Annotated in this window: 26 protein-coding genes; 11 read left to right on the top strand and 15 right to left on the bottom strand. The window is 73.0% G+C overall.

The genetic code is table 11. The features are described from left to right. Positions 1–106 precede the first annotated feature (106 nt). The 4 genes from FKD65_RS15785 (at position 107) to FKD65_RS15770 (ending at position 4,575) form a co-directional block, all read left to right on the top strand. Entirely contained in the window at positions 107–664 is a 558-nt protein-coding gene (locus FKD65_RS15785; RefSeq protein WP_141578225.1) for a hypothetical protein, read from the top strand. Positions 665–755: 91 nt separating this feature from the next. After that, positions 756–1,643 (top strand): isoprenyl transferase, encoded by an 888-nt coding sequence (locus FKD65_RS15780; RefSeq protein ID WP_141578224.1) that lies wholly within the window; start codon positions 756–758, stop codon positions 1,641–1,643. A gap of 201 nt (positions 1,644–1,844) precedes the next feature. Continuing rightward, positions 1,845–3,179 (top strand): PhoH family protein, encoded by a 1,335-nt coding sequence (locus FKD65_RS15775; protein WP_141578223.1) that lies wholly within the window; start codon positions 1,845–1,847, stop codon positions 3,177–3,179. A gap of 439 nt (positions 3,180–3,618) precedes the next feature. Continuing rightward, positions 3,619–4,575: a lytic transglycosylase domain-containing protein gene (locus FKD65_RS15770; protein ID WP_240810167.1), complete on the top strand. Its 957-nt coding sequence runs from the start codon at positions 3,619–3,621 to the stop codon at positions 4,573–4,575. 85 nt (positions 4,576–4,660) lie between these two features. On the opposite strand, the gene FKD65_RS15765 is transcribed toward FKD65_RS15770, so the two are convergent. From FKD65_RS15765 to FKD65_RS15750, 4 genes are all read right to left on the bottom strand, one after another. Beyond that, positions 4,661–6,094, bottom strand: a complete 1,434-nt coding sequence (locus tag FKD65_RS15765; protein WP_141578222.1) for an aspartate ammonia-lyase — start codon at positions 6,092–6,094, stop codon at positions 4,661–4,663. 85 nt (positions 6,095–6,179) lie between these two features. Next, entirely contained in the window at positions 6,180–7,445 is a 1,266-nt protein-coding gene (locus tag FKD65_RS15760; RefSeq protein WP_141578221.1) for a serine/threonine-protein kinase, read from the bottom strand. Positions 7,446–7,593: 148 nt separating this feature from the next. Further along, positions 7,594–9,234, bottom strand: coding sequence for a fumarate hydratase (locus FKD65_RS15755; protein WP_141578220.1), 1,641 nt, complete (start codon positions 9,232–9,234; stop codon positions 7,594–7,596). Position 9,235: 1 nt separating this feature from the next. Further along, entirely contained in the window at positions 9,236–10,177 is a 942-nt protein-coding gene (locus FKD65_RS15750) for an EamA family transporter (RefSeq protein WP_141578219.1), read from the bottom strand. 113 nt (positions 10,178–10,290) lie between these two features. Here FKD65_RS15750 and FKD65_RS15745 point away from each other — a divergent pair, with 113 nt between their 5' ends. Further along, positions 10,291–11,715, top strand: a complete 1,425-nt coding sequence (locus tag FKD65_RS15745; RefSeq protein WP_141578218.1) for a PLP-dependent aminotransferase family protein — start codon at positions 10,291–10,293, stop codon at positions 11,713–11,715. A 29-nt stretch (positions 11,716–11,744) separates the two neighbouring features. Beyond that, positions 11,745–11,978 (top strand): hypothetical protein, encoded by a 234-nt coding sequence (locus FKD65_RS15740; RefSeq protein WP_141578217.1) that lies wholly within the window; start codon positions 11,745–11,747, stop codon positions 11,976–11,978. A 42-nt stretch (positions 11,979–12,020) separates the two neighbouring features. Here FKD65_RS15740 and FKD65_RS15735 read toward each other — a convergent pair whose 3' ends face one another. The 3 genes from FKD65_RS15735 to FKD65_RS15725 all read right to left on the bottom strand — a co-directional run bounded on the left by FKD65_RS15735 (position 12,021) and on the right by FKD65_RS15725 (position 15,116). Next, complete coding sequence (locus tag FKD65_RS15735; protein ID WP_141578216.1) at positions 12,021–13,250, bottom strand: MFS transporter; 1,230 nt, start codon at positions 13,248–13,250, stop codon at positions 12,021–12,023. Positions 13,251–13,353: 103 nt separating this feature from the next. Continuing rightward, positions 13,354–14,166 carry an ABC transporter permease gene (locus FKD65_RS15730; protein WP_141578215.1) on the bottom strand — a complete coding sequence of 271 codons (813 nt, stop codon included), beginning with the start codon at positions 14,164–14,166 and terminating at the stop codon, positions 13,354–13,356. Continuing rightward, positions 14,163–15,116, bottom strand: coding sequence for an ABC transporter ATP-binding protein (locus tag FKD65_RS15725; RefSeq protein WP_141578214.1), 954 nt, complete (start codon positions 15,114–15,116; stop codon positions 14,163–14,165). Before FKD65_RS15725 ends, FKD65_RS15730 begins: the two co-directional genes overlap by 4 nt. A gap of 85 nt (positions 15,117–15,201) precedes the next feature. Between FKD65_RS15725 and FKD65_RS15720 the strand changes: the two genes are divergently transcribed. Beyond that, positions 15,202–15,813 carry a DUF1707 domain-containing protein gene (locus FKD65_RS15720; protein WP_141578213.1) on the top strand — a complete coding sequence of 204 codons (612 nt, stop codon included), beginning with the start codon at positions 15,202–15,204 and terminating at the stop codon, positions 15,811–15,813. Between the two features lie 10 nt (positions 15,814–15,823). Here the strand turns inward: FKD65_RS15720 and glpX are convergent, their stop codons facing one another. Further along, the gene (glpX, locus tag FKD65_RS15715; RefSeq protein WP_141578212.1) at positions 15,824–16,858 is read right to left on the bottom strand and encodes a class II fructose-bisphosphatase; all 1,035 of its coding nucleotides are present in this window, start codon (positions 16,856–16,858) and stop codon (positions 15,824–15,826) included. A gap of 215 nt (positions 16,859–17,073) precedes the next feature. Between glpX and FKD65_RS15710 the strand changes: the two genes are divergently transcribed. Continuing rightward, on the top strand, positions 17,074–17,739 hold the full coding sequence (locus tag FKD65_RS15710) for a TetR/AcrR family transcriptional regulator (protein WP_141578211.1): 666 nt from the start codon (positions 17,074–17,076) through the stop codon (positions 17,737–17,739). Between the two features lie 20 nt (positions 17,740–17,759). Then, positions 17,760–18,524 (top strand): DUF4245 domain-containing protein, encoded by a 765-nt coding sequence (locus FKD65_RS15705; RefSeq protein ID WP_141578210.1) that lies wholly within the window; start codon positions 17,760–17,762, stop codon positions 18,522–18,524. Positions 18,525–18,527: 3 nt separating this feature from the next. Here FKD65_RS15705 and FKD65_RS15700 read toward each other — a convergent pair whose 3' ends face one another. Together FKD65_RS15700 and xseA are read right to left on the bottom strand one after the other, a co-directional pair. Then, a complete protein-coding gene (locus tag FKD65_RS15700) occupies positions 18,528–18,764 on the bottom strand; it encodes an exodeoxyribonuclease VII small subunit (RefSeq protein ID WP_141578209.1) in 237 nt (78 codons plus the stop codon). 57 nt (positions 18,765–18,821) lie between these two features. Beyond that, positions 18,822–20,030 carry an exodeoxyribonuclease VII large subunit gene (gene xseA, locus FKD65_RS15695; RefSeq protein ID WP_205718675.1) on the bottom strand — a complete coding sequence of 403 codons (1,209 nt, stop codon included), beginning with the start codon at positions 20,028–20,030 and terminating at the stop codon, positions 18,822–18,824. Positions 20,031–20,097: 67 nt separating this feature from the next. Here xseA and FKD65_RS15690 point away from each other — a divergent pair, with 67 nt between their 5' ends. Further along, a complete protein-coding gene (locus FKD65_RS15690) occupies positions 20,098–20,523 on the top strand; it encodes a MarR family winged helix-turn-helix transcriptional regulator (RefSeq protein ID WP_368367255.1) in 426 nt (141 codons plus the stop codon). Positions 20,524–20,626: 103 nt separating this feature from the next. Here the strand turns inward: FKD65_RS15690 and FKD65_RS15685 are convergent, their stop codons facing one another. After that, positions 20,627–21,559 (bottom strand): hypothetical protein, encoded by a 933-nt coding sequence (locus FKD65_RS15685; RefSeq protein WP_141578207.1) that lies wholly within the window; start codon positions 21,557–21,559, stop codon positions 20,627–20,629. Positions 21,560–21,699: 140 nt separating this feature from the next. Between FKD65_RS15685 and FKD65_RS15680 the strand changes: the two genes are divergently transcribed. Then, a complete protein-coding gene (locus FKD65_RS15680) occupies positions 21,700–22,662 on the top strand; it encodes a 4-hydroxy-3-methylbut-2-enyl diphosphate reductase (protein WP_141578206.1) in 963 nt (320 codons plus the stop codon). Positions 22,663–22,750: 88 nt separating this feature from the next. Here the strand turns inward: FKD65_RS15680 and FKD65_RS15675 are convergent, their stop codons facing one another. The 4 genes from FKD65_RS15675 to FKD65_RS15660 all read right to left on the bottom strand — a co-directional run bounded on the left by FKD65_RS15675 (position 22,751) and on the right by FKD65_RS15660 (position 26,273). After that, entirely contained in the window at positions 22,751–23,605 is an 855-nt protein-coding gene (locus FKD65_RS15675) for a haloalkane dehalogenase (protein WP_141578205.1), read from the bottom strand. A gap of 13 nt (positions 23,606–23,618) precedes the next feature. Then, positions 23,619–24,197, bottom strand: coding sequence for a TetR/AcrR family transcriptional regulator (locus FKD65_RS15670; protein ID WP_141578204.1), 579 nt, complete (start codon positions 24,195–24,197; stop codon positions 23,619–23,621). Between the two features lie 97 nt (positions 24,198–24,294). Further along, positions 24,295–24,891 (bottom strand): DUF6542 domain-containing protein, encoded by a 597-nt coding sequence (locus FKD65_RS15665; protein WP_205718674.1) that lies wholly within the window; start codon positions 24,889–24,891, stop codon positions 24,295–24,297. Then, the gene (locus FKD65_RS15660) at positions 24,888–26,273 is read right to left on the bottom strand and encodes a DNA recombination protein RmuC (RefSeq protein WP_240810166.1); all 1,386 of its coding nucleotides are present in this window, start codon (positions 26,271–26,273) and stop codon (positions 24,888–24,890) included. Before FKD65_RS15660 ends, FKD65_RS15665 begins: the two co-directional genes overlap by 4 nt. Positions 26,274–26,403: the final 130 nt, after the last annotated feature.

Raw genomic sequence — 26,403 nt, 5'->3', positions numbered from 1 at the left:
CGGGGGCGAGCATTACCCGATCTCGATGGTCACTGGGTGTGATCATGGTGCCGACCTCCCCTAACGTACTCGCAGAGCGGGCCGGACGGGGGCGGGAGGTGCACGGATGCCAGGGCTGCGCTGCCTGGACGGGTCCGACCTCGCGGTGGTCCCGGTCGCCTCGCTCGACCGCGGCGGCACCCCGTTCGAGATCACCCTCGAGCTGTGGCGCGACGGCGAGTCGTTCGGGGCGGTGGGGGAGCGGTGCGGGTACTTCCTGGCCGGGCTCGCCGCCCGGGTCGCCGCCGCCCGGTCCGAGGAGTCCCCGCAGGCGGCCCGCTGGCCCGATCCCGACGACCGCTTCCCCGAGCCGGCCCCCGCCGACACCGCCCGCGAGCCCGAGCTGTTCATGTTCCGCTACCGCGACCGGGGCGACGTGATCAGCACCGGCGAGCTGCGCTGCTCGCTGCGCACGTCCTCGATGTGGGTCGGCCGCCACCAGTCCGCGGCGGGCCGGTGGCGGGTCGCGCGGCGCGCCGTGGTCGAGGCGTGGGGCGCGGGCGGCCGCGGCGTCCGCGCCGTGCTCACCTCGGGGGAGCTGGCGCGGTTTCTGGGCGATCTGCTCGCCGAGGCGGACCGGGCCGGAGCAGGCCATCCACCGCGCCTGGCCCGTCCGGCGCGTTAGCCTGGCATACGGGAACGGTGGGAGAAGTGTCGCCGCCGGGCCATAATTGAGCGACTTTCCGCCAGGGTCGGTCGCTCGAAGGGAAGCCCACATGCGGGTTCGGCGTACGGGAGAGCCGCGCACCAGGTCGGCGCGCGGCGCGCGGAGGGACGGCGTGCGCCGGCGCCCCTCCGAGGGCGGGCGGCTGGTCTCCGCCCTCCGCCGCAGCGGCCCGTACGCGGCCGTCCGCGACGCCGTCTACCGGATGTACGAGCGGCGCGTCGAGGCCGAGCTGCCCGCCGAGGTCACACCCCGGCACGTCGGCGTGATCCTGGACGGCAACCGGCGCTGGGCCAGGTCGATGGGGCTGGCCGACGTCAACTCCGGCCACCAGCGCGGCGCCCAGAAGATCTCCGAGCTGCTCCAGTGGAGCGCGGAGGCCGGCGTCGAGCACGTCACGCTGTGGCTGCTGTCGACCGACAACCTCAACCGGCCCGCCGCCGAGCTGGAACCGCTCCTGGCGATCATCGAGAACACCGTCCGCAAGCTCGCCGAGGACGGCTGGCACGTCAAGCCCGTCGGCGCGCTCGACCTCCTGCCCGATAAGACCGCCCGCGTCCTGAAAGATGCGGGTGAGGCCACATCGGGGGCACCCGGCCTGATTGTGAACGTCGCGGTTGGGTATGGAGGTAGGCGTGAGATCGCTGATGCGGTGCGCTCTCTGCTCATCGAGCAGGCGAGTCGTGGCACCAGCATCGAGGAACTCGCCGAGGTCCTCGACGTGGAGCACATCGCGGAGCATCTCTACACGCGCGGCCAGCCGGACCCGGACCTGGTCATCCGCACCTCGGGAGAGCAGCGTCTCTCCGGCTTCATGCTCTGGCAGAGCGCCCACTCGGAGTTCCACTTCTGCGAGGTCCATTGGCCGGACTTCCGCAAGGTGGACTTCCTCCGGGCCATGCGCTCCTACGCCGCGCGGCACCGGCGCTACGGTACCTGACAGTCCTCCGCGGACCACCGCCCCTGCGCGGGCGGACCTGCGCGCCACCGGCAGTTCCCCCATATCCAGGGAGATCGAGTGGCCACAACCTCCGCGCGCCGTCCCGACTCGTCCGGGAATCCCTCCGGAACCACGGTTCCGGCGGTTTCCGGGGGGAGTGGGGGGTCGTCCCCCCACAGTGAACCGGAAACCTCTGGGGACTTGGGGGGCGCTGCTCCCGGCAGGGAACCGGACCGGCGCACGTACGTCCTGGACACCAGCGTCCTGCTCGCCGATCCGGGGGCGATGACCCGGTTCGCGGAGCACGAGGTCGTACTCCCGATCGTCGTCATCTCCGAGCTGGAGGCCAAGCGGCACCACCCGGAGCTCGGCTACTTCGCCCGGCAGGCCCTGCGGACGCTGGACGACCTGCGCCTGCGGCACGGGAGGCTCGACGAGCCGGTCTCGGTCGAGGGGCCGCTCGGCGACCAGGGCGGATCGCTCCGCGTCGAGCTGAACCACGCCGACCCGAGCGTCCTGCCGGACGGGTTCCGGCTCGGCGACAACGACACCCGGATCCTGTCGGTGGCCGCGTGGCTGGCCCGCGAGGGCCGCGACGTCGTGCTGGTCTCCAAGGACCTGCCGATGCGGGTGAAGGCGTCCGCGGTCGGGCTGCCCGCCGAGGAGTACCGCGCGGAGCTGGCCGTCGTGGAGTCCGGCTGGACCGGGATGCGCGAGCTGGAGGTGCCGGCCGGGGCGATCGAGGAGCTGTACGACGCGGGGAGCGCCGACCTGGAGGAGGCGCGGGACCTGCCGTGCCACACGGGGCTGCGGCTGCTGTCGGAGCGCGGCTCGGCCCTCGGGCGCGTCCAGCCCGACAAGTCGGTGCGGCTGGTGCGCGGCGACCGCGAGGTGTTCGGGCTGCGCGGCCGGTCCGCCGAGCAGCGGATCGCGCTGGACCTGCTGATGGACGAGGACGTCGGCATTGTCTCGCTCGGCGGTCGGGCCGGCACCGGCAAGTCGGCGCTCGCCCTGTGCGCGGGGCTGGAGGCCGTCCTGGAGCGGCGGCAGCACCGCAAGGTCGTGGTGTTCCGCCCCCTGTACGCGGTCGGCGGCCAGGAGCTCGGCTATCTGCCGGGCTCGGAGAACGAGAAGATGTCGCCGTGGGCGCAGGCCGTCTACGACACCCTCTCGGCGGTGACGACGCCGGAGGTCGTCGACGAGGTCGTGGACCGTGACATGTTGGAGGTCCTGCCGCTCACGCACATCCGGGGCCGCTCGCTGCACGACTCGTTCGTGATCGTGGACGAGGCGCAGTCGCTGGAGCGCGGCGTGCTGCTCACCGTCCTGTCGCGGATCGGCTCCGGGTCGCGGGTCGTGCTGACCCACGACGTGGCCCAGCGCGACAACCTGCGCGTCGGCAGGCACGACGGGGTCGCGGCTGTGGTGGAGCGGCTGAAGGGCCATCCGCTCTTCGCGCACGTGACGCTGACCAGGTCGGAGCGCTCGCCGATCGCGGCGCTGGTGACCGACATGCTCGGTGACGTCGGGGTCTAGGGCCCGGCGAAGTGAGAACCCCGGCGGGCCGTGACGGGCCGCCGGGGTTCTCGCGTCTCAGAACGTCGTCGTCCTTCCTACGGAGGGTGATCGCTAAACCTCGCTGGGTAGGAATGTGGCGAAGGTCACAGTAGCTGTGATCTGAACGGAGATCCGCAGGTCCGTACCGGTTTTCGGGGTCCTCGCGGCCGGGTTGACAACGGGCCCGCAAGGCCCATTCGTCTCGTTTTGGTTGCGAAGCAGCCCTCGGCCTCGGGCATTGTGTCTCCCCGTAAGCACCCCCAGTGCGGTGCCAGGCCGGAGCGCGGCCCCCAGAACGCGCGCGCCGTGCCGGGCGCCGTCCCGCGTCCGGGGTCGCCGAGCGACGGCGGCCGGCCGGGCCGGGGTGGAAACAGTTCGTGCGCGTGTCCATGCGCGTGCGACCGTCGGAAGGACCGCCTTGTACGGAGACCGCCCCGGGTCCCCTAGGCGAGACGATCGACAGAGCTTCGACTCCCGGCAGCCGCTGGCCCCCGCCCAGGCCCAGGCGCCCGACCTCTCCGCGGAGGGGCTGGAGGCGCCGCACGAGGACGACGTGCGCGTGGCGGGCACCGCCCCCCGCGCGGGCGCCCCGGCGGGCGACACGCTCGGGCTCCAGCCCTTCCAGGAGCCGCCGCACGCCGGCGCCTCCGCCGGCGGTCCCGGCGACGAGATCTCCTCCGCGCAGGGCGCGCCCCGCCGCACCGCCCGCAAGGGCGGCTCGCGCGGGCGCGGCGGCAAGCGGATCGCGGTCGTCGCCGCGGGCGCCGCCGTCGTGCTCGGCGGGGGCGCGGTCGCCGCGTTCGCGCTGACCGGCGGCTCGGGCGACGGGGGCACGCAGACCGTCGAGCCGGCCAAGCAGCTCGCCGACGCCGCCGCGCCGCCGAAGATCGACCCCAAGGTGCTCGAGCAGCAGCGCAAGAAGCTGGCGCTCGACCGCGCGTCCCGCGCGGCCCGCCAGGACGGCGGCAAGGGCCCGTCCCTGCTGCCCAAGGGCAAGCCGATCCCGACCAAGACGCCGGAGAAGAAGAAGAGCGGCTCCTCGGGCGGCGGCCCGACGGGCGACCCGGTGCCGGCGGGGGAGGCCCAGAGGATCGCCAAGCGGCTGATGCCCAGCTACGGCTTCAGCGGCAGCGGCGAGTTCGGCTGCCTGGTGAACCTGTGGAACAAGGAGAGCCACTGGAACACCCACGCGGCCAACCCCTCGGGCGCGTACGGCATTCCGCAGGCTCTGCCCGGCTCCAAGATGGCCAGCGCCGGCCCCGACTGGCAGAACAACGCCACCACCCAGATCAAGTGGGGCCTCGGCTACATCAAGAACCGCTACGGCAAGCCGTGCGGCGCGTGGTCGCACTCGCAGTCCGTCGGCTGGTACTGACCCGGCCCGGCGCGTCCCGGACGCCTGTGGGGCGTCTGGGACGCGCGGCGGCGCCCTGCGGCCCCCGGGCCCGGCGCCGCCGGGCTCAGCCGTCCGCGGCGGCCTTCCGCCCGGTGCCGTTCCCGCGCTCCGCGCCCGTCATCCGCAGCACGTCGAGGGCCTCGTCCAGCTGCTCGACCGTCAGCCTTCCCTCGTCGACGTAGCCGCGCTCCAGCACGACCTCCCGGATCGTCCTGCGCTCACTGAGCGCCTGCTTGGCGACCTTCGCCGCCTCCTCGTACCCGATGTAGCGGTTCAGCGGCGTCACGATCGACGGTGAGGACTCGGCGTACTCGCGCATGCGGTCCACGTCGGCCTCGATGCCGTCCACGCAGCGGTCGGCGAGCAGCCGGGACGCGTTCGCCAGCAGGGTCACCGACTCCAGCACGTTGCGGGCGAGCATCGGCAGCATCACGTTCAGCTCGAAGCTCCCCGACGCGCCGCCGAACGCCACGGCCGCGTCGTTGCCGATGACCTGCGCGGCGACCTGCGCCACCGCCTCGGGGATCACCGGGTTCACCTTCCCGGGCATGATCGACGAGCCCGGCTGCAGGTCGGGCAGCCGGATCTCGGCGAGTCCGGCGCGCGGCCCCGAGCCCATCCAGCGCAGATCATTGGCGATCTTGCTGAGGCTCACCGCGATCGTGCGCAGCGCCCCGCTCGCCTCCACCAGGCCGTCCCGCGCGCCCTGCGCCTCGAAGTGGTCGCGGGCCTCGGTCAGCGGCAGCCCGGTGGCCCGCGCGATCTCGGCGATGACGCGGGCGGCGAAGCCGTCGGGAGCGTTGATGCCGGTACCGACCGCGGTACCGCCGAGCGGGAGCTCCGCCAGCCGCGGCAGGACGGCCTCCAGCCGCTCCGCGCCGTGCGCCGCCTGCGCGGCGTACCCGCCGAACTCCTGCCCGAGCGTCACCGGCGTCGCGTCCATCAGATGGGTCCGGCCGGACTTGACCGCGGTCGCGTACTCCCCGGCCTTGCGCGCGAGCGCGGCCTCCAGATGCCGCAGCGCGGGGACCAGATCGTTCACGACGGCCCCGGTAGCCGCGATGTGGATGGACGACGGGAACACGTCGTTGGACGACTGTGAGGCGTTCACGTGGTCGTTGGGGTGGACGGGGCGGCCGAGCCGCTCCTGCGCCAGGGTCGCCACGACCTCGTTGGCGTTCATGTTGGACGACGTCCCCGACCCGGTCTGGAACACGTCGATCGGGAACTGGTCGTTCCACCGCCCGTCCGCGACCTCGCGGGCGGCCTCGGCGATCGCGCCGGCGAGGTCCTCGTCGAGGACCCCCAGCTCGGCGTTGACGACCGCCGCGGCGGCCTTGATCTGGCCGAGCGCGGCGATGTGCGCGGCCTCCAGCGGCCGCCCCGAGATCGGGAAGTTCTCCACCGCGCGCTGGGTCTGGGCCCGCCACTTGGCCGCGGCCGGCACCCGGACCTCGCCCATGGAGTCGTGCTCGACCCGGTACTCCTGCTCGCCCATGGAACGCCTCCCACTCGACTTCGCCGGCCGCCGTCGTCCATGGCAGCCCGGTCGGTGGCTCACGCATTCCCGCGTGAGGCGCGGATCACTCCTTGGTGAGCGTGTAGTTCTGCCGCTCGCCCGGCTTGCCCGCGGGCTTCTGCCGCCCGTTCACCCACACGTCGCAGGCGGACGCGTCGTAGACGACCGCGTTGATGCGGGGCTGGTCGTACCGGCGCGCGTCGCCCTTGCGGAGCGTCTCGTCGCTGAGCACGGTGGTCGCGGCACCGGGCGCCGACACGAAGATCTTGCAGGAGTCGGTGCGGGCCCGGACGACCAGCGTGCTGGTCGCGGCGCCGGGCGGCGCGGCGGCCTGGGCGGTGGTGCCCGCCGGGCTGGACGGGCCGGCGGTGGGGGAGGGGCCCGGGCTCTCGCGCATCATGCCGACGATGAGGGCGGTGGCGCCGATGCCGCAGGAGGCGACGGTCGCGCCGATCAGCCCGATCACGACCATCAGCCGGTAGCGGGGGGTCGGCGCGCGGCGCCCGGAGCGGGGGCCCGCCATGGCCCGTTCGAGCCGGTCGACGGCGCGGGCGTGGCTGAGCCGCCGGGTCGGGTTCTTCTCCAGCAGCCCGGTGATGACGGGCGCGAGGGCGCCGGCGTTCTGCGGGGCGGGGGTCGACTCGTTCGCCAGCGCGGACAGCGTCGCCATGACGTTCTCGCGCTCGAACGGTGGGCGGCCCTCCAGCGCCGCGTAGAGGGTCGCGCCGAGCGACCACAGGTCGGAGCGCGGGGTGGCCTTCTCCCCGGCGGCGACCTCGGGCGCCACGTAGGCGGGCGAGCCCATGAAGTGGCCCGTCTTGGTGAGGCTCGCCGAATCGGAGGAGAACGCGAGCCCGAAGTCGGTGAGGACGACGCGGTCGCCGTCCAGCAGCACGTTGCTCGGCTTCAGGTCGCGGTGCACGATCCCGGCCTTGTGCGCGGTGTTGAGGGCGTCCAGGAGGGCGCGGCCGATGTGCGCGACGCGCTCGGGCGGCAGCGGCCCCGAGCGCTCGATGAGCTGTTCGAGGCTGGGCGCCTCGATCATCTCCATCACGATCCAGGGACGGCCCTGTTCGATGACCACGTCGTAGACCTCGACGATGGAGTGCGTGCGCAGCTGTGCGGGCGCGCGCGCCTCCCGGAGGGTACGACGGTAGAAGACCACCCGGTCGTCCTCGGCGAGGTTGTCGGGGAGCCGCAGTTCCTTGATCGCGACGGCGCGGTCGAGGAGCTCGTCGTGCCCCCGCCACACGGTGCCGTTGGCACCCTGACCGATCTCCGAGACCAGCCGGTAGCGCGTCGCTAGCACGAGGCGCTCTGACTGAGACATGGCGGAAAAGATACCGGAGTGGCCCGGCGGTCATTGGGGAGACTTCGCTACCAATTCGGATTTTGGCCCAATACTGTGACCTACTGCCTAGGAACCTCCGGGGACCGCCCGCCGGCGGCCCCCGGTCCGGGCCGCCGGCGGACGGTCCTCAGCGCCTGCCGATGGTGAGGACGGGCCCGGTGGTGTCGGCGAAGAAGTCCTCGCCCTTGTCGTCCACCACGATGAACGCCGGGAAGTCCTCGACCTCGATCTTCCAGACGGCCTCCATGCCGAGCTCCGGGTACTCCAGGACCTCGACCTTCTTGATGCAGTCCTGCGCGAGCCGCGCCGCCGGCCCGCCGATCGAGCCGAGGTAGAACCCGCCGTGCTCCTTGCATGCGTCGGTGACCTGCTTGGACCGGTTGCCCTTGGCCAGCATGACCAGGGAGCCGCCCGCGGCCTGGAACTGCTCGACGTAGGAGTCCATCCGGCCGGCGGTGGTCGGCCCGAACGAGCCCGACGCGTAGCCCTCGGGCGTCTTGGCGGGGCCCGCGTAGTAGACGGCGTGGTCGCGCAGGTACTGGGGCATCGGCTCGCCGGCGTCCAGCCGCTCCTTGATCTTCGCGTGCGCGATGTCGCGGGCCACGACCAGCGGGCCGGTCAGCGACAGCCGCGTCCTGACCGGGTACCTGGTCAGCTCGGCGCGGATCTCCGCCATCGGCCGGTTCAGGTCGATCTTGACGACGGTGTCGTCCAGGTGCTCGTCGGTGGTGTCGGGCAGGTACCGCGCGGGGTCGGTCTCCAGCCGCTCCAGGAACACGCCCTCCGCGGTGATCTTGCCGAGGGCCTGCCGGTCGGCGCTGCACGAGACCGCGATCGCGACCGGGCAGGACGCGCCGTGCCGCGGCAGCCGGACCACCCGCACGTCGTGGCAGAAGTACTTGCCGCCGAACTGCGCCCCGATGCCGAGCTTCTGCGTCAGCTCGAACACCTGGAGCTCAAGCTCCAGGTCGCGGTACCCGTGCCCGAGCGGCGAGCCCTCGGTGGGCATGGCGTCCAGGTAGTGGGCCGAGGCGTACTTCGCGGTCTTCAGCGCGTACTCGGCGGACGTCCCGCCGACCACGATCGCCAGGTGGTACGGCGGGCACGCGGCGGTGCCGAGCGAGCGGATCTTCTCCTCCAGGAAGGACATCATCCGCTTGGGGTTCAGGACGGCCTTGGTCTCCTGGTAGAGGAACGACTTGTTGGCGCTGCCGCCGCCCTTGGCCATGAACAGGAACTTGTAGGCCTCGCCGGGCGCCGCGTACAGCTCGATCTGCGCGGGCAGGTTCGAGCCGGTGTTCTTCTCGTCCCACATCGTCACCGGCGCCATCTGCGAGTAGCGCAGGTTCAGCCTCGTGTAGGCGTCGTACACGCCCTGCGAGATGTGCCTCTCGTCGTCGCCGTCGGTCAGGACGTGCTGACCGCGCTTGCCCATGACGATCGCGGTGCCGGTGTCCTGGCACATCGGCAGGACGCCGCCGGACGCGATGCCCGCGTTCTTCAGCAGGTCCAGCGCGACGAACCGGTCGTTCGGGGACGCCTCGGGGTCGTCCAGGATCCGGCGGAGCTGGGCCAGGTGGGCCGGCCGCAGCAGGTGGGCGATGTCGCGCATGGCGGTCTCGGTGAGCAGCCGCAGAGCCTCCGGCTCGACCTGCAGGAACGTCCGGCCGTTCGCCTCGAACGTCGAGACGCCCTCCGAGGTCAGGAGCCGGTAGTCGGTCTCGTCCGGGCCGAGCGGGAGCAGGTCGGTGTAGGAGAACTCAGGCATCTCAGGCAGATCCTCGCGCGATTCCGATGGGGGCCGGATCACAGGTTACGGGCTCGCCCGGCGCGGGCTCACGGGGGGAGACCCGGGCCCGCAGCCCCACCACGACGCCCGCGGCGACCAGTGCGGCCCCCGCCAGATCGGCCGGTTCCGGCCGGTCGATGCCGAGCACCACGGTCGTGACGACCGCGCTGACCGGGATCATCCCCGCGAACAACCCGGCGCGGTCGGCCCCGAGGCGTCCGATGGCGTCGTACCAGAGCAGGAACGCGATCGTGGTGACCACGATCGTCAGGTAGGCGAAGCCGGCCAGCTCGCCGGGGGTCGGGACGGGCAGCAGCCCCGTCCCGTCCGCGGCCAGGCCGACCGCCAGCAGCATCGGCGCGGCCAGCGCGGCGGAGTAGGCGGAGACCCGCAGCGGCCCGATGCGCGGCAGCAGCGGGACGGCCAGCAGGGAGAAGCACACCTCCCCGGCGAGGGCCCCGAGGGAGAGCAGCAGCCCGCGGGCGCTGCCGCTGCCGAGGCCGTTCGCGAGGCCCGCCCCGGCCGTCACCACGCAGGCCGCCACGATGATCGCCGGGGCCGGGCGGCGGCCGTCCAGCAGCGGCCCGACCACCGCCAGCACGACCGGCACCGCCGCGATCACCGTGCCGATGGTCGCCGGGCTCGTGTCGCGGGTCGCCGCCACGATGCAGACGTTGAACGCGACCAGCCCCGTCGCCGCCAGCGCCGCCAGCAGCAGCCAGTCGCGCGCGGCGGGCCGGCGCGCGGGCCCTCCGGCGAAGCGGGCCACGGCCAGCAGGACCAGGGCGGCGACGGCGTACCGGACCGCCTGGCCGCCGAAGACGGGGTAGCCGGAGATGGTCGCTGAGACGGCCGTCAGCGTGCCGACGATGGACATCGCGACGCAGGCGCCCGCCATGCCGCGTTTGTGGGAGGTGTTCATGGACCGAACGCTAGGAGGCGGTTGGTCCACTGGACAGAGCCAATCAATCCCCTGAAAGGGGGACCAATACCCTCTCCGTGACGTCAACCCCACCTCTTGACGCTGAGAGTCATGTGACCGACCTTCATCTTCCACTCGACCGGTCCGCCGGCCGGCTGGCCGCGCAGATCGCCGCCGGCTTCCGCGCGGCGGTGCGCACCGGTCGGCTGACCGCCGGGACCCGGCTGCCGTCGAGCCGCGATCTGGCCCGCGACCTGGACGTCTCACGCGGCGTCGTCGTCACCGCCTACGAGCAGCTCACCGCCGAGGGCTTCCTGATCGCGCGGCGCGGCGACGGCACCCGCATCGCGCCGCTGGCCCGCCCCGACGAGGGGACCGCGCCCCCGTCCCGGCCGCCGGCCGCGCCCCGCCCGGCCGAGACCTGGCCGGAACCCGAGGTCCTGTACGACCTGTCCCTGGGCCGCCCGGACCTGTCGGCGTTCCCCCGCGAGCGCTGGATCGCCGCCGCCCGCGCCGCGCTGCGCACCCTGCCGCACGACGCGCTCGCCTACCCCGACCCCGCGGGCGTCCCGGACCTGCGCGCCGAGCTGGCGTCCTACCTCGGCCGGGTGCGCGCCGCGCACGCCGACCCGGACCGGACAGTGATCATGAACGGGGTGGCGCACGGCCTGTCGGCCCTGCTCGGGCTGCTGCGCGCCGACGGCCTCACCACGCTCGCCGTCGAGGACCCGGCCAGCGTCCGGCAGCTGCCGATGCTGGCGGCCGCCGGGATGCGCCTCGTCCGCATCCCGGTGGACGGCGAGGGCATCGACGTCGCGGCGCTCGCCCGCACCCACGCGCGCGCCGTGCTCGTCACGCCCGCGCACCAGTACCCGACCGGGGTCGTGCTGTCGCCCGCGCGCCGCGCCGAGCTGATCGCCTGGGCGCGCGACGCGGACGGCCTGATCCTGGAGGACGACTACGACGCCGAGTTCCGCTACGACCGCGACCCCGTCGGCTGCCTCCAGGGTGTCGAGCCCGACAGGGTCGTCCTCTTCGGCTCGGTCAGCAAGTCCCTGGCCCCCGCCCTCCGCCTGGGCTGGGCCGTCGCGCCGCCGTCGCTGGCCGAACGCCTGCGGGAGCACCGCGCCTACACCGACCACGGCGCCCCCGTCCTGGAGCAGCACGCGCTGACCGAGTTCCTGCGCGGCGGGGGCTACGACCGGCATCTGCGCACCATGCGGAGGCGCTACCGCGCCCGGCGCGATGCCCTCGTCGGCGCGCTCTCCGAGAATCTGCCCGGCGCGAGGGTTCACGGCGTCTCAGCGGGCATCCACCTCTACGTGGAACTGCCGGGCGGGTGCGACGAGGACGAGGTCGTGGACCGGGCCGCGCGCGCCGGCGTGGCGGTCGAGGGCGCCCGCGGGATGTGGTCGCCGCGCCGCGCGGACGAGGCGCCCCCCGCGCTCGTCCTCGGCTACGCGGGCCTCACCGAGCCCCGCCTGGTCAAAGCCGCGCAACTGCTGGGACAGGCGGTTGCTCACGGTGATGGAGGGTAGGAACAGCTTCCCCGGTGTAGGAGGAATGGATGAGTCTGGAAGAGGCCGCGCGGCAGTTGAAGATGGCGGGCCACGACGCGCAGGTGGCCTTCGACTGTGTCGGTCTGGGCGACCTCGAACGGGCGCAGGAGCACGCCGTGACGCTCCGGGCCGCGGCCGACGCCGCCGAGGTGGCACTGGCCCAAGCACTGAAGGACATGACCCCCGAAGAAGCCCAGAACGAGGGCGAACGCGCCGTCACGGCCCTGGCCGAAGACGCGTGAAGGAGGGTCTGCCCAGAGGCCGTCCCCTGGGCAGACCCACTTTCAGGCCATGGGGCGTTCCATCGCGGGAGCGTCGGGACGGGCGCCTTCTACCGGCTTCGGGTTGAAGCCCTTCGCCGTGGCGAAGACGACCAGGACCAGCAGGGTCGGGATGATGAAGGCCAGGCGCAGGCCGTGGTCGGCGCTCAGCGGGGCGATGGCGCCGACCACGGCGGCTCCGAGGACGAAGCCCACGTAGTTGAAGATGTTCACGCGGGAGACGGCGACGCCGAGGCCGGTCGGGTCGACGCGGCCGGCGGCGGAGAACGAGACCGGGGCGATCACGCTCAGGCCGAGGCCGGCGAGGGCGAACGCGGCGATGGCGACGGCGGCGTTGGGGGCGGCGACCACGCCGGCCATGCCGAGGATGCCGACCGCGCCGCCGATCCGCACGACGCGCACGGCGCCCGAACGGCGGACGGCGAGGTCGGCGACGGCGCGGCTGACGACCATGGTGACCTGGTAGGCGACGTAGCCGAGCGGGGCGACCCAGTCGCTCGCGGACAGCTCGTCGTCGAGGTACTTGGCGCCGTAGTTGGAGATCGCCGAGTCGGCCAGGTAGGCGACGGCCATCGCGGCGCCCACGACCAGGATCGGCCGCCACGGGACGCTGCGACCCGCCGCCTTCAGCTCCTCGGCGGTCGGGCCGTCCCCCTCCTCCGCGCGGCGGTAGAGGCGGCCGCCGGTGGCGAGCGAGGCGGCGACGCCCACGGCGGCGGCGATGGCGAAGCCGGTGAACAGCGACAGGTCGAGCTTGTTGGCGAGGGACGCCCACAGGCCGCCGAGGATCCCCGCGACGCTCCAGACGGCGTAGAAGCCGGTGATCAGGCTGATCCCGTAGCGGCGCTCGACGGCGATCGCCTGAGCGTTCATTGACGCGTCCACCGCGCCGACGAACAGGCCGAACGCGGCGACCGTCAGGTAGAGCGCGAGGTCGTTGTCGCCGGTGAGGCCGATCAGGGCGATCGTGACGGCCACGGCCGGCTGGGAGACCCGCAGCACCGGGCCGCTGCCGAGCCGCTGGAACAGCGCGCCGGAGACGACGCTCCCCACGCCCGCGACGAGCGGCACCATGAGCAGCACCAGCGACAGCGTGGCGTCGCTCAGGTGGTGCGCCTCCTGCATCTTCGGGACCTGTGTCACCAGTGAGGCGAAGCAGAGCCCCTGGACGGCGAACGCCGTGTACGCGGCGAACCGGGCCCTGCGGTCCCGGGCGGTGGTGGCCTCGCTCATGCGCCCCGACCTCTCTGGCTGCGCACCGTAAGAAGACGCAATGTGAAGAAGATTCGCGTCAGCGTAGGGACAGGGTACGCCCCAGGTCAATGGGCGGGGAGCCTCAGGCGATGAGCCGCCGGCGCATGCCGCGGACGGCGATCAGCCACATCAGCGCGGCGAACACCACCAGCGCGCCCAAGTGGCCGAGGTCGGCGAGCGGACGCAGGCCGAACACCGCGTCCCTGACCAGCTGCACGCAGTGGTACAGCGGGTTGAGGTGGGAGACCTTCTGCGCCCAGCCGGGCAGCGCGTCGACGGGGAAGAACGTCCCGGCGATCAGGAACAGCGGCGTCACCACGCCGGTGATCACGTAGTCGAACGAGTTGATCGACGGCACCACCGACGACGTCCACATGCCGAACAGGCCGAAGCCGAGCGCGGTGAAGAACGTCACGAACGGCACCAGCAGCATCCCGAACGCGGGGTCGAGGCCGAAGAACAGCGCCACCACCAGCGGCGTGCACGAGTAGATCGCCGACTTCGCCGCGATCCACAGCGCCTCGGCCGTCACCAGCTCGTGGACGTCCACGGGCGCGGCGAGCATCGCGTCGTAGGTGTGCTGGAACACGCGCCTGATGTAGCCGTTGAACATTCCCGGGAAGACCGAGGTGAACAGCGCCGCCGTCCCGACGACGCCGGTCGCGACGAAGTCCAGGTACCGGTAGTCGCCGATCATCGCGACCATCGAACCGAACCCGTAGCCGAAGGCCAGCAGGAAGAACGTCGGCTCCACCATCGAGGCGAACGACTGGGACTTCCAGTACCGCTTGTAGAGCGCCAGCTCGTGGCGCCAGATCCCGCGGACCGGGGCCGTCTCGAACCGGCGCAGGCGCGGCGCCCGCTCCACCTGGGCCGTCTCCGCCTGGGCGGTCATTCCACACGCTCCCCGGTCAGTACGACGAACACGTCCTCGAGGTTGGAGGCGCGGCGGACGCCGTCCGGGCCGAGGTCGTCCTCCAGCGAGGGCGGGATGGTCTCGGCCTTCAGCACCGAGACCGACGGCCCGGTCCGGCGGGTGGGCAGCCCGGCCGCCCTCGCCAGCCGCTCGACCTCCGCCAGCCGGTCCGGCGGCCCGTAGTGCTCGACGACCCGCTCGCCCGCGTACTCGGCGACCAGCGCCGACGGCGTGCCCCGCGCGATGACCCCGCCGTGCGACATCAGCGCGCACTCGTCGGCGAGGCGCTCGGCCTCCTCGATGTAGTGCGTCGACATCAGCACGGTCGTGCCCCCGGCGCGCAGCCCGTCGATCAGCCCCCACAGCTCGGCCCGCACCTGCGGGTCGAGGCCCACGGTCGGCTCGTCCAGCAGGACGAGCGCGGGCCGGTGCACCAGCCCCCGGGCGATCAGCAGCCGCCGCCGCATGCCGCCGGACAGATCGTCCACCTTGGTCAGCTGCCGCTCGGTGAGGTGCGCGAGCGCGAGGGCGTCGTCCACCGCCCGGCGGCGCTCCTTGCGCGGCACCCGGTACAGGTGCGCGAAGACCTCGAGGTTCTCGCGCGCGGTCAGCTCCTCGTCGAGGTTGTCCTGCTGCGGGACGACCCCCATCACGGCCCGCGCGCGCTTGGACTCGCGGGGCACGTCGAAGCCGAGCACGCGGATGGAGCCCTCGTCGGCGATCGCCTGCGCGGTCAGCATCCTCATCGTCGTCGACTTGCCGGCGCCGTTCGGGCCGAGCAGCCCCAGGCAGACCCCGGCGGGGACGTCGAGGTCGAGCCCGTTCACGGCGGTGAAGTCGCCGAACCGCTTCACGACGCCGCGCAGGCTGATCGCCGCCGCGCCGCTGCCCTCCCGGGCGGCCGCGAGCTGGGCACGCTGCAAGGTCATACCCTTCACACTAGGTACAGCGAGGGACGAATCCCTAAACGTTTTCCGGGCGGGGCCGTCCCCGCCGGCGGCTACCCTCTTCCTTGTGGACGTCCCCCATCGCCCGGCGGCCGAGAAGGTCACCAACGTGCGCGACCTCCGCGCGTCCGACGCCGACCGCGAACGCGTCGCCGCCGTCCTGGGCGAGGCCCTCGCGGACGGGCGGATCACCATCGAGGAGCACTCCGAGCGCACCTCCCGCGCCTACGCGGCCCGCACCCTGGGCGAGCTGACCGGCCTCACCGGCGACCTCAGCCCCGAGGAGGCGCAGCCCATCCTCGTGGACGACCGCCCGGTCTCGGTCTTCTTCGGCCGCACCCGCCGGGACGGGCGCTGGGTCGTCCCGGTCAAGCTCCCGATCCTCGCCCTCTTCGGGACGGTCGAGCTCGACCTGCGCGAGGCCGTCCTCCAGCGCCGCCACATCGTCGTCGACTCGCTGGTGCTCGGCGGCCGGATCCGCCTCCTCGTCCCCGAGGGCGTCCGCGTGGACGTCACGGGGCGCACCATCCTCAGCACCCGCGACCTGCGGGCCCGTCCCGCGCCCGAGGGCCCCACCATCGAGGTGGGCGGCACCATGATCTTCGGTTCGGTGCGGGCGCGCGCCCCGAGGCTCCCGCTGCGCACCCGCTTCCGCAACCGCCTGGGCCGCGGCCGGTAGGCCCGCGGGCCTACACCGCCGTGTCGAAGTTGATCGCGCTGTAGGCGCGGAGCTTGTTCAGCTGGTGCTCGCTGGAGACCGTCCGGATGGTGCCGCTGCGCGACCGCATGACCAGCGAGTGCGTGACCGCCGTGCCCTTGCTGTAGCGGACGCCGTCGACCAGCTCGCCGTCGGTGATCCCGGTCGCCGCGAAGAACACGTCGTCGGAGGTCACCAGGTCGTCGGTGGTGAGCACCTTGCCGAGCTCGTGCCCGGCGTCGGTCGCCTTGCGCCGCTCCTCGTCGTCCTGCGGCCACAGCCGGCCCTGGATCACCCCGCCGAGCGCCTTGATCGCGCACGCGGCGATGATGCCCTCCGGGGTGCCGCCGATGCCGAGCAGCAGGTCGACGCCGGTACCCGGCCGGGACGCCATGATCGCGCCGGCCACGTCGCCGTCCATGATGAACTTGATCCGCGCCCCGGCCTCCCGGACCTCCTTGACGATGCCCTCGTGGCGGGGCCGGTCCAGGATGCAGACCGTCACGTCGTGCGGCGAGGAGCCCTTGGCGCGGGCGATCGCGCGGATGTTGTCGGCGATCGGGCGCTCGATGTCGACGGCGTCGGCCGCCTCCGGACCCGTCACCAGCTTCTCCATGTAGAAGACGGCGGACGGGTCGAACATCGACCCGCGCGGCGCCACCGACAGCACCGCGATCGCGTTGCTCATGCCGAGCGCGGTCAGCCGGGTCCCGTCCACCGGGTCCACCGCGACGTCGCACTCGGCGCCGGAGCCGTCCCCGACCTCCTCGCCGTTGAACAGCATCGGCGCGTTGTCCTTCTCGCCCTCGCCGATCACGACGACGCCCCGCATCGACACCGTGTTGATCAGCTGGCGCATCGCGTTCACGGCGGCCCCGTCGGCGCCGTTCTTGTCCCCCCGCCCGACCCAGCGGGCGGCGGCCATGGCGGCGGCCTCGGTCACCCTGACCAGTTCCATCGCGAGGTTGCGGTCCGGTGCCGACGGCTCGGTGGCGAGAGGGGAGGAAACGGTGGTCTCATCGGACATGCGGGGCAGCCCCTTCGATCGGTGGTGCCTCGGATTCTCCGTGGACCGGATGGCAGGTCACAAATTGGACCAGACCAGCCGGGGCCGCGGGCATCCGGGCACGGGGTGGACGCGGTATCCGGGCACGGCCGGCAGGCACGGCGCGGGGCCGTGAATCCACTGCGGCACGGACAAGGGATCGTTTCCCCCTGGGAGAGGGCGTAATCTCAGGCGTCATGAGCAGCGACATCGACGTCCCGTCCGGCGGGGTGACACAGAACGGGGGCGCGCGGCCCGCGGCTGTCCCCGGACGGACCTCCGACCGCGGGGCGGCCACGCGCGGCGCCCTGCTGGCCGCGGCCAGGGACGTCTTCTGCGAGTCCGGCTTCGCCCAGGCCGCGGTGACCGACATCGTCGCCAAGGCCGGCGCCAGCGTGGGCAGCCTCTACCACCACTTCAACGGCAAGGCCGACCTGTACCTGACGCTGTTCGAGGACTTCCAGGGCCGCCAGCAGGAACGCACCCGCGAGGCGATCAGCGCCGTCCGGGAGGCCGGCGAGACCGACCCGATGCGGCAGTTCATCGCCGGCGCGGGCGCCTACCTCAACGGCTGCCTCGACGAGCGGGACGTCGCCCGGCTGTTCATCTCCGGCGACGGCCCCCCGGGGTTCGACCGGGTCATGCGCCAGCGGCTGAACAAGTGGGCCCGCCGCAACGCCGCCCTGTTCCACACCGCCGACGGCGGCGTGGACGAGGCCCTGGTCACGGTGCTGACCGGTGCGATGGCGGGCGCGGTGTCGGAGATCTCCCTGCTGGACGACGAGGACGCCGCCCGCAGGCTCGCCGACAAGATCATGGCCATCGTCGGCACGATCAGGAACCCCGGTACGGAGCAGCGCTGAGGGTGGGGGATCCTGGAGGGGTGACCGACAAGACCCCGTCCACCGCCCCTGACGCCGAGGCCGCCCGGCCCGAGCCGGACGCGCCCGAGCCGGACGCGCCCGAGCCGGACGCGCCCGCGGACCGTGCCGAGACCGGCGCCGCGGCGGCGCCGGCCGACGGCGGCGCGCCCGCCGGCCGGCCCGTGGTCGAGGTGAGCCCCGGCGTGTACAAGCGCCTGACCACCGGGCTCGGCGGCTTCACCATGGCGATGGGCGCCTGCCTGCTGATCGTGCTGGCGGTCTACGTCATCACGCCGCGCAGCGACAAGGAGGTCCTGCCGACCGTCGACTACGCCCCGCAGCTGTGGGCGATGCGCAGCGACGCGCCCTTCACCGTCTACGCGCCGGAGGGGCTCCCCCTCCACTGGCGTCCCAACAGCTCGCGGGTGCACGGCCTGGACTCCGGCGGCAAGGACCCCGTCGCCTGGCACCTGGGATTCGTGACGCCGAGCGAGGAGTACGCGGCGCTGGAGCAGAGCAACGAGAAGGCGTCGCAGTACGTCCCGCGCATGGCCAACAGCAGCCAGCCGGTCGGGACGCAGCAGGTGAACGGCGTCAGCTGGACGAAGTACTACCGCAAGGACAAGAAGGCCAACACCCTCGCCCGGACGCTCCCGAACGGGGTGAGCCTCGTCGTCACCGGCACCGCGTCCTACGCGGAGCTGGCGGTCCTGGCGGGTTCGCTCAAGGAGCAGGCGAAGACCGGGGGGCCGACCCCTCCGGTGACGGTCACGCCCGCGTCCTGACCCCTAGAACGGGGCGGCGGCCTCGCCGTCGTCGGGCCGTTCGAGGGCCGCGGCGAGCCTGGCGCGGGCGCCCTCCAGCCACTCCTCGCAGACGGCGGCGAGCCTCTCGCCCCGCTCCCACAGGCCGAGCGACTCCTCCAGCGTCAGGCCGCCCGCCTCCAGCCGCTTCACGACCTCGGCGAGCTCGTCCCGTGCCTGCTCGTACGACGGCTTCTCCGCCGTCCCCTTCTCGTCCGCCACCGGCCCACCCTCTCATCCCCGGAAGGACCTCCCGTCCCCCGGTCGGCATCCCACGGTTCATTCCCGCTCGGTCACGGTCACGCCGAGCCGCCCGTCGGCCAGCCGCACGTGGAGGCGCTCGCCGTCCTTGACCCCCGCCGACTCGCGCACGACCGACGCGTCCTCCCGCTGGACGATCGCGTAGCCGCGCTCCAGCGTCGCGGCGGGGGAGAGGGCGAGCAGCCGGGCCCGGGTGTGCCCGAGCTCGTCCCCGGCCCGGTCCAGTGCGCCCGACAGGCACCGACGCGCCCGGTCGCGCAGCGCCGCGACCTGCTCGGACTGCCGCTCGATCTCCCGCACCGGATCGGCCAGCGCGGGCCGCGAGCGCACCGACCGCAGCCACGCCAGCTCCCGCTCCACCGCGCCGGACAGGCACCGCCGCCCCCGGTCGCGCAGCTGCCGGACGAGCTGGAGCTGCTCCCGCACGTCCGGCACGGCCTTCTTCGCCGCGTCGGTCGGGGTGGAGGCGCGAACGTCGGCGACCAGGTCCAGGAGCGGTGCGTCCTGCTCGTGCCCGATCGCGCTGACCACCGGCGTGCGGGCGGCGGCGACCGCGCGGACGAGGGCCTCGTCGGAGAACGGCAGCAGGTCCTCCATGGCGCCGCCGCCGCGCGCGATGATGATCACATCGATCTCGGGATCGGCGTCCAGCGCGCGCAGCGCCTCCATCACCTCGCCGACGGCGTACGAGCCCTGCACCGCGGTGTTCTCCACCCGGAACGCCACCGCCGGCCACCGCCGCCGCGCGTTCTGCAGGACGTCGTGCTCGGCGTCGGAGTCGCGCCCGCAGATCAGCCCGATCCGGCCGGGCAGGAACGGCAGCGGGCGCTTGCGCTCGGGCCGGAACAGCCCCTCGGACGCCAGCACCCGCTTGAGCCGCTCCAGCCGGGCCAGCAGCTCGCCGACGCCGACCGGCCTGATCTCCAGCGCGCTGAGCGAGAACGTCCCGCGGTTGATCCAGAAGTCGGGCTTGGCGTGCACGACGACCCGGGCCCCGTCGGTGACCGCCGGGCCGGCGGCCTCGAACACCGCGCGCGGGCCGACGACCCGCACCGACATGTTCGCCACCGGGTCGCGGAGCGTCATGTAGACCGTGCCGCCGCGGGCGTTGAGGTCGGTGATCTGGCCCTCGACCCAGATCCGGCCGAGCCTGCCGATCCACCCGCTCACCGCCTGCAGGACGGTGCGCACCGGAACCGGGGATTCGGCCGTCGTCTCCATCGCCATGCAGGCAGCCTACGGCGCGCTCCCACCCCCTGCCCCGGCCGCCGCTCCCACCGGTGAGAATAAGACCGTGACCGCATCCGAACGCGAGCTCGCCGAGCAGCTCAACCGGCGCCTGCGCCACGTCGTGCTGATGCTGCGGCAGGTCAGCGCCGACCAGCCGATCACCAGCCAGCAGCTGTCGGTGCTCGGCTCCCTGGAGCACGGGCCGCGGCGGATGACCGAGCTGGCGGCCGAGCACGGCGTCCGGCTGCCGACGATGACCGCGCAGATCAACCGTCTCGAACGCGACGGGCTCGTCGTGCGCGGCCGGACCGGCTCCGACGCCCGCGTCGTCACCGCCTCGCTCACCGGGGCGGGACGCGACCGCCTGGCCGCCGGGCGCGAGCGACGGATCGGCTTCCTCGCCGAGCGGTTCGCTGAGCTGACGGACGGGGAGCGCGCGGCCGTGGAAGCCGCCCTACCCGCCCTCGACAAACTCTTCGACGCCCCCTGAACCCGCGCACGCGGGCATCCACGCACGCGCGGTGAACCCTGAGGCGACGTGAACGGAAGAAGCCCCCGGGAGTTCCTCGGGGGCTTCTTCCATTCCCAGCCGGTCAGCTCAGGCCGTTGAGCTTGGCGATGCGGCGCTCGTACATGCTGATGACGTCCTCGCGTCCGGCGTGCTTGCGCTCGTACTCGCGCAGGAGCTTCACCTGGTCGGCGGACAGCCCGCGAAGGCGCGCGCGCAGCTGGGGCAGCGTGGCGCTGTCGTAGTCGGGGACCGGAAGGTCCTCGGCGATGTGCGCGGCCTCCGCCTGCGCGGCGGGCTTGGCCTCCGCCTTCGGCTCGAACGCCGCCTTGCCGGCCTTCTTCTCCGACGGCTTCTTCGCCGGGGCCTTACTCTCCTCGGCCCTGGCCTTCGCCGCCTCGGTCGGCTTGGCCTCGGGCGCGGCCGGTCCGGGCTCGGCGGCCTTCGGGCTCGCGGCGGGCTCGGCCTGCGGCGCGGGCTCCGGCTTCGGCTCGGACGGCACCGGCTTCGGCGCGGGCTCGGCGACCGTGCCCGCACCGCCCTCCGCCTTGGCGTGGTGCCTGCCCAGCGCTCCCGGCTTGGCCGGCTTGGGCGGCGGTCCCGGGCGGGCGTGCTTCGGCTTGTGCCCCGCCCCGCCGCCGGGCTTGCCGACCGAGATCTCCTCGGTGGCCGTGCTCCTGGCGGCGCTGCTGGTGGCGGCCGTGCGCGAGGCGGCCGTCCTGGTGCGGCGCGCGGGCTCCGGCTCCGGCTCGGGCTCCTCACCGCGGACGCGCTCGGCGACCAGCCCGACGACCTTCCCGGCCGTGTGCTGGACGTCCTCGCGCAGCCGCCCGATCACCGGCTTCACACCGCCGCCCTCGGTGATCTCCTTGTAGTCCCTGGTCATGCGGTCACCGAGCAGCAGGGCCCGGCCGACGCCGAACATGGCCAGCCGGACGGCGTGCAGCGGGAGATCCCGGACCTGCTCGCCCACGGTGTCGCGGACCTGCTCACTGAGGCGGCGCGGCGATTTCCTCATCGGATGTTCCTCTTCCTGCCTCGTCTCCGTCCCCCCTCACTCTGCCCCATCCGTGCGACCCTGGTCACGCGGGGTGAATGGAATTCTGGCAAAGCGTGCCGTGGAGTGGGTCACAGCCGCGTGCCTCGTACGATGGAGCCATGACCTCCACCCAGCGCCGTGTCCTGCTCGCCAAGCCGCGTGGTTACTGCGCGGGCGTCGACCGGGCCGTGCAGACGGTCGAGATCGCCCTGGAGAAGTACGGGGCCCCGATCTACGTCCGCAAGCAGATCGTCCACAACGTGCACGTCGTGAAGACGCTGGAGGAGCGCGGGGCGATCTTCGTGGACGAGACCGAGGAGGTGCCCGAGGGCTCCATCGTGGTGTTCTCCGCCCACGGCGTGGCGCCCGTCGTGCACCAGGAGGCCGAGGGCCTGAACCTGCGCACCATCGACGCGACCTGCCCGCTGGTGACCAAGGTCCACAAGGAGGCGGTCCGGTTCGCCGCCCAGGACTACGACATCCTGCTGATCGGCCACGAGGGCCACGAGGAGGTCATCGGCACCACCGGCGAGGCCCCCGACCACATCCACCTCGTCGACGGGCCCGGCGACGTCGCCAACGTGACCGTCCGCGACCCCGAGAAGGTCGCCTGGCTGTCGCAGACCACGCTGTCGGTCGACGAGACCGTCGCCACCGTCGAGAAGCTCCGCGAGCGGTTCCCCAAGCTGATGGACCCGCCGTCCGACGACATCTGCTACGCCACCCAGAACCGGCAGGTCGCGGTGAAGGAGATGGCGGCGCAGGCCGACCTCGTCATCGTGGTCGGCTCCACCAACTCCTCCAACTCCGTCCGGCTGGTCGAGGTCGCCAAGGAGCACGGCGCCGACGCCGCCTACCTCGTCGACTACGCCGAGCACATCGACCCGGCCTGGCTGGAGGGCGTCGGCACCGTGGGCGTCACGAGCGGCGCCTCCGTACCGGACGAGCTGGTCCAGGAGGTCCTGGCGTGGCTCGCCGAGCGCGGCTACGGCGAGGCCGAGGAGATCGAGTCCGTCCCGGAGCACATGCGCTTCTCCCTGCCGAAGGAACTCCGCAAGGACCTGCGCATCACGCCCGTCTAAGGCCGCGCGCCGGCGAGGCGAGCGCCCGGCGGGACGGCGTCCCGCCGGGCCCTCCACCGGGCGGAGACCGGCTCCGCCCGGGCGGGCGTCAGCGTCCGGTGCCCGGCGCGGCGAGGTCGAGCAGGAAGCTCCTGAGCGCCTCACCGATCTCGTCGGGGGAGTCCTCCTGCAGGTAGTGGACGCCCTTCACGGTCACCTCCCGCTGGTTGGGGAAGGTGCGGGCGAACTCGGCCGCGCGTCCGACGAGCAGGGCACCGGGGTCGGCGGCGACGAACAGCTTGGGTACCGGCGTTTCGGCGAGCCAGCGGCCGTAGGCCTCGACGATCTCGGCGACGTCCGGCGGGGTGCCGTCGATCGGGAGTTCGCGGGCGAATTCCAGCGTGGGAAGGCGCGACTCGGGAGTGCGGAACGGGGCGCGGTAGGCGTCCATCTCCTCATCGGTCAGGACGCGCAGGACGCTGCGGGGCAGCACCGTCTCGACGAAGAAGTTCTCCTCCAGCACCAGCTTCTCGCCCTTCTCGGACCGCATGGCGCGGAACAGCTCGTCCCGGCCCGGCGGGAAGTCCGTCCACAGGCGGGGCTGGACGATGGCCTCCATGTACGCGATGGCCTTGACCCGGCCGGGGTTGCGGGCGGCCCAGTGGAAACCGAGCGCCGACCCCCAGTCGTGCAGGACGAGGGTGACGTCCGCGTTGAGCCCCATGGCGTCGAACCAGGCGTCGAGGTGGCGCGCGTGGTCGGCGAAGCGGTACGCGGGCGCCGGTCCCGATCGGCCCATGCCGACGAGGTCGGGTGCGAGGCACCGTCCCAGGTCCGACACGTGGGGGACGACGTTCCGCCACAGGTAGGACGAGGTCGGGTTGCCGTGCAGGAAGACGATGGGCTCGCCGGTGCCGGATTCGGTGTGGTGGATCTCGGTGCCGAGCACGGGTGTCGTGGGCAAGGGTTTCTCCTGTTCAGCGCAGGACCGTCGTGAAGACGACGTCCTTGAAACGGTGCAGCGGTTCGGGTGTGCGCTCGACCTTCATGCGCAGGATCGCGCCCTGCCATGAGGCGAGCAGGAAGTCGGCCAGGTCCGCCGCCGGGACCGTGAGGGTGATCCGCCCCTGGGCCGCCGCCTGTTCGAGGCAGCGGGCGAACGGCGCCCGCCACTCCGCGAAGATCTCGGCGAGCCGCGTCCGGATGGCCTCGCTGTGCTCGGCCGACTCCAGGCTGAGGTTGCCGACCAGGCAGCCGTGCTGCCAGCCGCGGGCCTCCAGCCGCTCGGTGATCGCGTCGAAGTAGCCGCGGAGCCGCTCGACCGGGTCGAGCCCGGTGCCGAGCGTCGCGGCCGCGACCGACTTCACGTCCTCGAAGTAGCGGTCGAGGATCTCCAGGCCGAACGCCTCCTTGGAGGCGAAGTGGTTGGTGAACGATCCCTGCGGCACCGACGCCGCGGAGGTGATCTCACGGACGCCGGCGGCCGTGAACCCGCGCCGCCGGACGACTTCGAGACCCGCCTCGAGGATCTGGTCCTTGTTCGATGGTCTGGCCATGGGGAGTAATATGTACGACCGTATTGAATTCGTCAAGCCTGGTCACCGCGTGGAGGGCGTGAATGCCTCTGAGTCGCTTCGGGAGCCTCCGGCGGGCTCAGTCGACCTCGTCGCGGCCGGCGCGGCGGCGGTCCCGGGGGGTGGCGGGGGTCTCGTCCCAGCGGACGGGGTTCTCGTTCTCCTCCTTCTCGAAGAGCCGGACCCCGACCAGCTTGTCGTGCAGCTCCCGCGCGTTCGTCAGGACGCCGCGGGCCAGGCAGATCACGACCACGAGCAGCGTCCCGAAGAACAGCCACGGCGCGGTGGCGGCGAGCGCGGTGAAGACGCCCACCGTGAGGCCGCGCAGCAGCGAGCCGCCGCCGAGCCCGGTGGCGAGCACGACCGTGAGCGTGGCGGCGAGGAACACCAGCGGCGGGCTGACGACGAGCGTGAGCAGGTCGGCGGGACGGGTAGCGAACGCGGCGAGCGCGCAGCCGATCGCGAACCCGGCGCCGGCGAGCAGCGGCACGTCGAACCACCGCGACAGCAGCCCGCAGAGCACCCCGGCGGCGAACATGACCACGATGCCGCCGCGCCCGGTGAGCGTGACCGGGCCGGCCGACTCGGGCCGGGACCGGCCCCCGCGCCGGCGCCGCGCCGGGCCCTCCGGGGGCGGCGCGCCGCCCGGCGCGTCGCGTACCGTCGATGAACTCATCGCCACCTCTTCCCCGTGGGAGGGGGACCCCCCACACGCCCCGGTCCGCTCCGCTCCTGGACGTTCCGCGGATCGCCCTGCTCGGGGACGCGCCCGCCGGGCCCCGCCGCTCCCGCGGCGGGGCCCGGCCGGGAAAGGTCCCGATCAGGCAGATGGTCCTCGTCGTCGAAAAGTTCGTCGTATGCGGTCAGTTCGGCCGCGGAGAGGGCACGGGGGCTCTCCTCGACAGGATGGGGGCTTTCCAGGCCGTCGTCCACCACTCCGAGCTCGTTCAGCTTGCGCGCACTGACCAGGACGCGCGTCTCCAGGGACCCGACAGTGCGGTTGTAGGACTTGATGGCGCCGGTCAGCGCGCGGCCGAGTTCGTCGACGTGCTGCCCCATCGTGCCCAGCCGCTCGTACAGCTCCTTGCCGAGATCGAAGACGGCGCGGGCGTTGCGCGACAGGGCGGCCTGCTGCCAGGCGTAGGACGCCGTCCGCAGCATCGTGATGAGGGTGGTCGGCGTGGCGATGTGCACGCGCCGCCTCATCGCGTACTCCAGCAGGCCGGGGTCGCGGTCGAGGGCGGGCGCCAGGAACGCCTCGCCCGGGATGAACAGCACGACGAACTCCGGTGCCGGGCTGAACGCCTGCCAGTACGACTTCGCCGACAGGCGGTCGACATGGTCGCGCAGGTGCCGCGCGTGGGCGTCCAGCCGCACGGGGTCGCCGCTCTCGGCGGCCTGGAGGTAGGCGGCCAGCGAGACCTTGGAGTCGACCACGATGCTCTTGCCGCCGGCCAGCCGCACGACCATGTCGGGACGGACCGTGCCCTCGGCCGTGACGGAACTGGCCTGCTCGTCGAAGTCGCAGTGGTGCGTCATCCCGGCCAGCTCCACGACGCGGCGGAGCTGGAGCTCGCCCCAGCGCCCCCTGGCCTCGGGCCGCTGGAGCGCCCGGACGAGCGACTGCGTCTCGCGCCGGAGCTGGTCGGAGCTCTGCCGGACGAAGTCGACCTGCTTGGCCAGCATCGCGTGCGACTCGCGGCGGCCCGTCTCCACCTCGCGGAGCTGCTCCTCCACCTTGGCGAGCGTCTCCTTGAGCGGCGCGACCAGGTGCTCGACCGCCTGCTGCCGCCGCCGCAGGTCACCGGCGGCCTCGACGCCCGCCGCCTTGAGCCGCGCGTCGGCCAGCTCCAGGAAACGCTGGTTGCTGGCGTCCAGGGCCTTCGCCGACAGGTTCTCGAAGTGCTCGGCCATCCGCTCCTCGGCGTAGGCGAGCTTCTCCTCGGCCGCCCGCGCCCGCGCGATCAGGGCGCCCTGCCGGCCCGTCGCGAGCGCGTACCCCGCGACGGCGCCGAAGACGGCGCCGACGAGGAGTCCGGCGAACAGCGCGAGGTCCATCCGCTCATCGTGGCAGCGCGCTCGCGATCGGCGACCGCGACGCGCCGGGATGCCCCGCGTCACCGGACATTTGGCCCAGTGTTCACCAAGGGGAGGCCGCACGGAGGTTCCGGGCAGCCCGAGGGGTCGC

Source organism: Actinomadura sp. WMMA1423 (assembly GCF_006547145.1).
Classification (GTDB): Bacteria; Actinomycetota; Actinomycetes; order Streptosporangiales; family Streptosporangiaceae; genus Spirillospora.
The sequence above is the reverse complement of the archived record's forward strand: the minus strand, read 5'-3'. Positions and strand labels throughout refer to the sequence as shown.